The organism is Geodermatophilus sp. SYSU D00758, assembly GCF_054049955.1.
The window spans coordinates 1-7859 of the sequence record NZ_JBJGYK010000075.1 but is presented as its reverse complement, the minus strand read 5'-3'; the positions used below and the strand labels follow the sequence as shown (position 1 = coordinate 7859).

The 7859-nt window shown below is 76.4% G+C and carries 7 protein-coding genes and 1 pseudogene; 5 read left to right on the top strand and 3 right to left on the bottom strand.

From position 1 onward, the window contains the following. From ACI8AC_RS24890 to ACI8AC_RS24880, 3 genes and pseudogenes are all read right to left on the bottom strand, one after another. Positions 1-538 (bottom strand): annotated as a pseudogene (locus ACI8AC_RS24890) (hypothetical protein); the annotation flags it as partial. A 341-nt stretch (positions 539-879) separates the two neighbouring features. After that, positions 880-1287, bottom strand: a complete 408-nt coding sequence (locus ACI8AC_RS24885) for a nuclear transport factor 2 family protein (RefSeq protein WP_456900540.1) — start codon at positions 1285-1287, stop codon at positions 880-882. Between the two features lie 46 nt (positions 1288-1333). Beyond that, on the bottom strand, positions 1334-2830 hold the full coding sequence (locus ACI8AC_RS24880; RefSeq protein ID WP_456900539.1) for an aldehyde dehydrogenase family protein: 1497 nt from the start codon (positions 2828-2830) through the stop codon (positions 1334-1336). 101 nt (positions 2831-2931) lie between these two features. On the opposite strand from ACI8AC_RS24880, the gene ACI8AC_RS24875 reads away from it, so the two are divergent. From ACI8AC_RS24875 to ACI8AC_RS24855, 5 genes are all read left to right on the top strand, one after another. Then, positions 2932-3807 (top strand): PaaX family transcriptional regulator, encoded by an 876-nt coding sequence (locus ACI8AC_RS24875; RefSeq protein WP_456900538.1) that lies wholly within the window; start codon positions 2932-2934, stop codon positions 3805-3807. A 71-nt stretch (positions 3808-3878) separates the two neighbouring features. Further along, the gene (locus ACI8AC_RS24870) at positions 3879-4781 is read left to right on the top strand and encodes an SDR family NAD(P)-dependent oxidoreductase (RefSeq protein WP_456900537.1); all 903 of its coding nucleotides are present in this window, start codon (positions 3879-3881) and stop codon (positions 4779-4781) included. Between the two features lie 5 nt (positions 4782-4786). Further along, complete coding sequence (locus tag ACI8AC_RS24865) at positions 4787-5689, top strand: amidohydrolase family protein (RefSeq protein ID WP_456900536.1); 903 nt, start codon at positions 4787-4789, stop codon at positions 5687-5689. Further along, complete coding sequence (locus ACI8AC_RS24860; protein WP_456900535.1) at positions 5686-7299, top strand: AMP-binding protein; 1614 nt, start codon at positions 5686-5688, stop codon at positions 7297-7299. Before ACI8AC_RS24865 ends, ACI8AC_RS24860 begins: the two co-directional genes overlap by 4 nt. A gap of 23 nt (positions 7300-7322) precedes the next feature. After that, complete coding sequence (locus ACI8AC_RS24855) at positions 7323-7790, top strand: MaoC family dehydratase (RefSeq protein ID WP_456900534.1); 468 nt, start codon at positions 7323-7325, stop codon at positions 7788-7790. The last annotated feature ends 69 nt before the right edge of the window (positions 7791-7859 follow it).

Below are 7859 nucleotides of genomic sequence, written 5' to 3'. Positions count from 1 at the left end.
GCGCTGCCCCACGCCGCGCAAAAATCACACCGGGGGGTGGGGGCGGCGCTGGGCCGGGGGGGTTGTTTCGCCCCCCCCCCCCCCCCCCCGCGCGGGCGGCCAGCCAGGCCAGCAGCCCGGCCTCCACCTCGGCGCGCACCGCGTCGTCGGCGACCGGGGCCAGCAGGTCCAGCAGCGGCCAGACGTGCCCGGCGTGCAGCAGCCCGGACTCCAGCCCGGCCAGCACCCCGGGCAGCCGGTGCACCAGGGTCAGCGACCGCTCGGCCAGCTCCTGCGCCGCGCGCTCGGACAGCTGCAGCGCCACCGCCAGCTCCGGGGTGGCCCACTCGCTGACCTCCCGCAGCAGCTCCGGGCGCGCCGCCCACCGCTCGGCGCTCATCGCTCCGGGCTGCCCCTGCCGGCGGTCGGCGGTGGCCGGGCGGGTCGCGGCGAAGGCGGCCACCGCCCGGGCCTGCACCGCCAGCTGCCGGGCGCTCTCCCGCTGCGCGGCCTGCACCAGCCCCAGCGGACCGGCCGCCCAGCCCGCCGCCGGCGCCACCCCCGGCCCGCCCGCAGATCCGCCCGCCGGAGCGCCCGCCGGAGCGGCGGGCGGCGCGGCAACGGGCGACATGCGTCGATCATGCGTTCGAACGCTTCGGGTGGACAACCGCTGTGGACAAGGAAAGCCGCAGGTCGGGAGGGGGAGGCGGCGGCGGATGTCGCTCAGCGCCCGGCCGCGGCCATCCGGGGCTCCCGGGTCGCGTCGGCAGGAGCCGGGGTGCTGTGGCCGGGCTCCCGTGGCCGGGGTGCAGGGTGCAGGAGCCCGGCGCCGTGACGGCCGACGTCCCGGAGGGGTCGGCAGGCGCCGAGCGTCAGGGCCTGACCGCAGCCCCCGGCGTCTCACCCCGGCGTCGGCGTGCCCTGGTGGAAGCGCAGCCGCCAGCCCGCGGCGCCGTCCCGCACCCACAGCGAGCTGCGCAGCGAACCGCGGTCCCCGGTCACGCGGTAGGTCAGCAGGACGACGTCCTCGGCGAGCCGCACCGCCTCGAACGCCTCGGCGGTGCCCTGCACCGCCGGGTCCGCTGCCAGTGCCCGGACGATCGCCTCCCGGTCCCAGACGCGGCCCGAGGCGCCGAACTCCCGGAAGTCCGGGTGCAGCAGGGCTGCCACCCGCTGCCGGTCGGCGCGGGCATCCGGTCGGAGGAGCAGCCGCTCGAGCTCGACGACGGCCGCTCCGACGGCCGCGGCCTCCACGACGGCCGCCTCGACAGCCGCCGCCTCGTCGGCCGCCGCGTCGTCCCCGGTCACGCCGCCGGCACCGGCCCGACCGGCGACGTGGGACCCCGCTGCCGGGTCAGCGGTGCCGCCCGTGCACCAGGCGCACGAACCATCCCAGCACCGCCGTCGCCCCGGCCGGCCGGCCGAAGCTCATGAGCGGCACGGGCAGCGGCACCCGCTGGCGGGTGATGGCCTTGGCGCGGGTGAACTCGCGCAGGCCGTCCTCGCCGTGGATGCGGCCGAAGCCGCTCTCGCCGACGCCCCCGAACGGGAGCGCCGGCACGGCCGCGAACGTGAGCACGGAGTTGACCGAGGTCATCCCGCTGCGCATCCGGCGCGCGAGGTCGAGCGCGCGCCGGCGGGAACGGGAGAAGACCGCGCCGGCCAGGCCGTGCGGGTTGTCGTTCGCGAGCGCGAGCGCCTCCTCGGCGTCGCGCACCCGGGTGATGGTCAGCGTCGGGCCGAAGGTCTCCTCGCGCACCGCGGCCGAGGTCTCCGGCACGTCGAGGAGCACGACCGGCGCGACGGTCCGCCCGGTGCCGGTGCCGCCGGCCCCGATGCGCCCGCCCGCGGCCACGGCGTCCTCGACGTGCCGGCGGACGACGTCGGCCTGCGAGGCCATGGTCATCGGCCCGTACGAGGTGCCGGGCTCGAGGCGCTGCACCCGCCGCGTCACCTCGGCGACGAAGGCGTCGTGCACGGCCTCGGTCGCGTAGACCCGCTCGATGCCGATGCAGGTCTGCCCCGCGTTGCTCATCGCGCCCCAGACCGCGGCGTCGGCGGCGGCCACCACGTCGGCGTCGTCGTCGACGATCATCGCGTCCTTGCCGCCGAGCTCCATGAGCACCGGGGTCAGCGTCTCCGCGCACGCCGCCATGACCCGGCGGCCGGTGGCCGCCGAGCCGGTGAAGGCCAGCTTGCCGACGCCGGCGCGGCACAGCGCCGCGCCGGTCACGCCGTCGCCGGGGACGGCCTGCAGCACGTCGGGCAGGTCCGGGACGGCGGCCCGCCACGACTCCGCCAGCCGGACACCGACCGCCGGCGTGTGCTCCGACGGCTTGAACACCACCGCGTTGCCCGCCGCCAGGGCGTAGGCGATCGAGCCCATCGGCGTGAACACCGGGTAGTTCCACGGGCCCACCACACCGACCACGCCGAGGGGCTGGTACTCCAGCGAGGCGGCGTGGTTGGCGGCCAGCAGCCCGGCGCGCACCCGCCGCGGGCCGAGCACACGGCGCGCGTGCGCCGCGGCCCACGCCAGGTGGTCGACCGCCAGGGTGATCTCCAGGACGGCGTCCTCGTGCGGCTTGCCGTTCTCCCGGTGCACCAGGTCGGCGAGCTCGTCGAGGTGCCGGGCCAGGTGCCCGCGCCAGGCGGCCAGCCGGCGCCGGCGGCCGTCGTGCCCGAGCGCGGCCCAGGCGGCCGCGGCCGTGCGGGCCCGGTCGACCGCGGCGCCGACCGCGGCGGCGTCGGCCACCGGGAACCGGCCGACGACCTCCCCGGTGGCGGGGTCGGTGGACTCCAGGGTCGCGGCGGGCGGGGGAGCGGTGTCCGGGTGCGCGGCGAGCGACATGCCCGGAGGCTACCGGCGGGTAGCCCGGACGGGGCGGTCCGCGGCCCCCGACCGAGGCGGGACGGTGACGACCGCCCCGCGACTGAGTACCGTTCCGCGCCGTGAGCGCCGTACCGAGCGACGACCTCGCCGAGGACGAGGGCCCGCTGGCCCCCCACCCGGCGCGGCCGCAGACCCACGTGCTGCTGTTCTGCGGCGTCCACCTCACCGACCCGGCGCTCGCCGTCCCCACCGCCGGGCTGGTCGACGTGCTGGGCCGGGTGGGGGTGGGGGAGTACGCCGCCCGCTCGACGGTCAGCCGGATGCTGCGGCGCGGCACCCTGGAGCGACGGCGCAGCGGCCGCCGCGTGCTGCTCTCGCCGTCCGAGCGCGCCCGGGCCGAGCTGGCCGAGGGGGGCGAGCGGGCCTGGCGGTCGCCGGTGAACCGCACGTGGGACGGCGAGTGGACCCTGCTGGCCTTCTCGCTGCCCGAGAGCCGCCGCGCCGACCGCCACCTGCTGCGGTCCCGCCTGCAGTGGGCCGGTTTCGGCATGCTGCGGGACGGCATGTGGGTGGCGCCCCGCGAGGTCGACGTCCCGGCGCTGCTCGCCAAGGTGGACGTGCTCGACTCGCTCAAGGTCTTCCGCGCCCGGGTCGTCGAGCCCACCGAGGTCGCCGAGCTCGTCGACGACGCGTGGGACCTCGCCGGCCTGGCCCGCCGGTACGCCCGGTTCCTCGACCGCTGGGACCGCCCGGACCCCCTCCCGGACGCCCCCGACGACCTCGCCCGCGAGCTGCACCTGCTGGGTGAGTGGACGCTGCTGGCCCGCGTCGACCCCGGGCTGCCGGTCGAGCACCTGCCGGCCGACTGGCCGGCGGTGCGCGCCGAGCACGTCGCCCTCCGGCTGCGGCGCCGCTACGCCGCGGGCGCGGAGCGGGCCGTCGCCGACCTGGTCGAGCGGGTGCGCACTGTTGACGAGCGTCGCGGGAATGGATAACTTCCGGGCGAGGGCCGGGCGTGACGCCGAGCACGTCCGGCGGCCGTCTCCCACCCCGTGAGAGGACCCCCATGCAGCTGTCCGGCAAGGTCGCCGTCGTCACCGGGGCCGGGCGCGGCCTCGGCCGCGCCTACGCCACCGCGCTCGCCGCGGCGGGCGCCGCCGTGGTCGTCAACGACCTCGACGTCGAGCTCGCCGAGGAGGTCGCGGAGTCGATCCGGGCCGCGGGCGGCGCCGCCGTCGCCGAGGGCTCGCCGGTCGGCAGCACCGAGGCGGCGGAGGCGGTCGTCGCCACGGCCGTCGGCGAGTTCGGCCGGCTCGACGTCATGGTGACCAACGCCGGCGTGCTGCGGGACCGCAGCCTGCTCAAGATGGCGGACGAGGACTTCGACCTGGTCGTGCAGACCCACCTGCGGGGCACCTTCACCTGCGCCCGCGCGGCGGCCAAGCAGTTCAAGGAGCAGGGCGGCGGCGGCCGGCTGATCCTCGTCGGCTCCCCGGCCGGTCAGCGGGCCAGCTTCGGGCAGACCGGCTACACCGCCTCGAAGGCCGGCATCGTCGGCCTGGTCCGCACCTGGGCCGCCGAGCTGCAGCGCGGCGGCACCACGGTGAACGCCGTCATCCCGGTCGCCCTCACCCGGATGGTCGCCACCATCCCCGGCCTGGCCGAGCTGGTGGAGCGCGCCGACCGCGGCGAGCCGATCCCGGCCGACGTCCGGGCGAACGGCCTCGGCACCGCCGACGACGTGGCCCCGCTCGTGGTGTTCCTCGCCTCCGACGCGGCCGCCGGCGTCACCGGCCAGGCCATCGGCGCCGGGGGCGACCGCATCTCGATCTGGTCGCACCCCAGCGAGGTCGTCGCCGAGGTGCGGGAGGGCGGCTGGACCGCCGACGCCCTGGCCGAGGCCTTCCCGACGACGTTCCAGCCGCACCTGCAGGCCTTCCTGCCCGACACCGTCCCCGGCCAGGGCTGAGCCCCGTGGACGTCGACGCGCTCGTCGCCATCGACGTGCACACGCACGTGCACCGGTCGGTGCGGGGGGAGGCGCACGCCGGGGGCGCCGAGGACATGGGCGAGTACTTCGGCATCGGCACGATGCCGCGGTACACGGTGCCGGAGCTGGCGCAGTACTACCGGGAGCGCCGGATGGCCGCGGTCGTCTTCGGCGTGGACAGCGTCTCGCAGACCGGCGAGGAGATGGTGCCCACCAACGAGGAGGTCGCCGAGCTCGCCGCCGAGCACGCCGACGTGCTCATCCCGTTCGCCAGCATCGACCCGCACCGGGGGGCCGCCGGCGTGCGCGCCGCGGAGCGGCTGATCACCGGGTACGGGGTCCGGGGGTTCAAGTTCCACCCCAACACCCAGGCGTTCTCGCCCGACGACCGGCTCGCCTACCCGCTGTACGAGGTGATCGCCGGGCACGGTCTGGTCGCGCTGTTCCACACCGGCCAGACCGGGGTCGGCGCCGGGCAGCGGGCGGGCGGGGGCATCCGGCTCCGCTACTCGAACCCGATGCACGTCGACGACGTCGCCGTCGACTTCCCCGACATGCCGATCATCCTGGCCCACCCGTCCTTCCCCTGGCAGGACGAGGCGCTGGCGGTGGCCACGCACAAGCCGCAGGTGCACATCGACCTGTCCGGCTGGTCGCCGAAGTACTTCCCGCCGCAGCTGGTGCAGTACGCCAACACCCTCCTCAAGGACAAGGTGCTGTTCGGGTCGGACTTCCCCGTCCTCACCCCCGAGCGCTGGATGCGGGACTTCGACGGGCTCCCGGTCAAGGACGACGTCCGCCCGCGGATCCTCAAGGACAACGCCGCCCGCCTGTTCGGGCTGACCGGCACGGCGACGGGGACGACGGTAGAGGGGGCGCGGCCGTGAAGGAGAGCTTCGCGACGGTCCTCGAGACGATCGGCGACGTCCGCCCGCACCGGCTCGCGGTCAGCCACGGCGAGCGCAGCCGCACCTGGGCCGAGCTCGACGAGCGGGCCGCCCGGCTGGCCGGGCACCTCGCCGCCCAGGGCATCGGCCCCGGGGCCCGGGTGGCCGTGGCGCTCTACAACGGGATCGAGTACCTGGAGAGCGTCTACGCGATCCTCAAGCTGCGCGCCGTGCCGCTCAACGTCAACTACCGCTACCGCCGCGCCGAGATCGTGCAGCTGCTCGGCGACGCGCGGGCCGAGGCGCTCGTCCTCGACGCCTCCCTCGCCGACCGGGTCGCCGAGGCCCGCCCGGAGCTGCCGCAGCTGCACGCGCTGGTGCAGGTCGGTGCGCCCGACGACGTCCCGGCCTGGGCGGCCGGCTACGAGCAGGCGGTCGCGGCGGCCGACCCGGCGCCGCGCACCGAGCGCGGGGACGACCACTGGCTCATGTACACCGGCGGCACCACCGGCCGGCCCAAGGGCGTGCTGTCCCGGCACTCCGGGCTCTACAACACCTGCTGCGCCAACGGGTTCCTGCTGCTGGGCGAGCCGTTCCCGCAGACCCTGGGGGACCTGCGGGCCGTGCTCGAGCGCCTCGGCACCGACCGGGACGCGATGGTGTGCCTGCCGGCCCCGCCGCTGATGCACGCGACCGGCATGTACACCACCTTCGGGGCGCTGCTGGCCGGCGGCCGGGTGGTGTACCTGGCGTCGAGGTCCTACGACCCCGACGAGCTGGCGGCGACCGTGCAGCGCGAGCGGGTGGACACCGTCTCGATCGTCGGCGACGTCTTCGCCCGGCCGCTGGCCGACGCGCTGGACGCCGCCGCGGCCGCCGGCCGCCCGTACGACCTGTCCACCCTGCGCCGCATGATCAGCGTGGGCGTCACCTGGAGCGCCGACGTCAAGCAGCGCCTGCTGCGCCACGCCGACATGGTCTGCCGGGACCTCGTCGCCTCCTCGGAGGGCGGGCCCTACGCCGTCCAGGAGACCCGCCGCGGCGACCCCGCCGAGACCGCCCGCTTCCGGCTCTTCCCGGGCGCGCGGGTCGTCGACGAGAGCGGCGAGGACGTCGTCCCCGGGTCCGGTCAGGTCGGCCTGCTGGCGGCCCCGGTCGACGACCACATCCGCTACCTGGGGGACGACGAGGCCACGTCCGCCACGTTCCGGGAGCTCGGCGGCCGGCGCTGGGCCGTGCCCGGCGACCTCGCCGAGCTCACCGCGGACGGCACCGTCGTCTTCCACGGCCGCGGCAGCCGGGTCATCAACACCGGCGGCGAGAAGGTGTACGCCGAGGAGGTCGAGCAGACGCTGCTCACCCACCCGGCGGTGCGCGACGCGATGGTCGTCGGCACGCCCGACGAGCGCTGGGGATCGCGGATCGTCGCCGTGGTGGCGCTCCGGCCCGGCGCGACCCTCACGACCGACGAGGCCCGTGCGCACGTCGGCGCGGCGCTCGCCGACCACAAGCGCCCCCGCGAGCTGGTCGTCGTCGACGAGCTCCGGCGCAGCCCCTCCGGCAAGGCAGACCTCCGCTGGGCCCGTACCGTCGCCCAGTCGGCCCCGTGACCCCCCGAGGACAGGAGAACCGCATGGCCACCCCCATCACCGTCGACGGCATCGAGGGCGTCAAGAGCCTGGTCGGCCAGGAGCTCGGTCCGACCGACTGGGTGGAGATCACCCAGGACATGGTCAACCTCTTCGCCGACGCCACCGGCGACCACCAGTGGATCCACGTCGACGTCGAGCGGGCCAAGAAGGAGAGCCCGTTCGGCGGTCCGGTCGCGCACGGCTACCTGACGCTGTCGCTGTGGCCCCGGTTCGCGCCGGAGATCATGCAGTACACCGGCTTCAAGCTGACCGTGAACTACGGCACCGAGAAGGTCCGCTTCCCCTCGCCGGTGCCGGTCGGCGCCAAGCTGCGGGCCCGGGCCACGATCACCGACGTGACCGACGTCGGTGAGGGCGTCATCCAGACCCTGCAGACCGCCACCTTCGAGGTCGAGGGCGCGAGCAAGCCGGCCTGCGTGGCCACGATCGTGCTGCGCCACTTCGTCTGACCCCCGCCGCACCGCCCCGGCCGGCTCCACGCGGGCCCGCCCCGATCCGGTCCGTCCCGGACCGGCGCT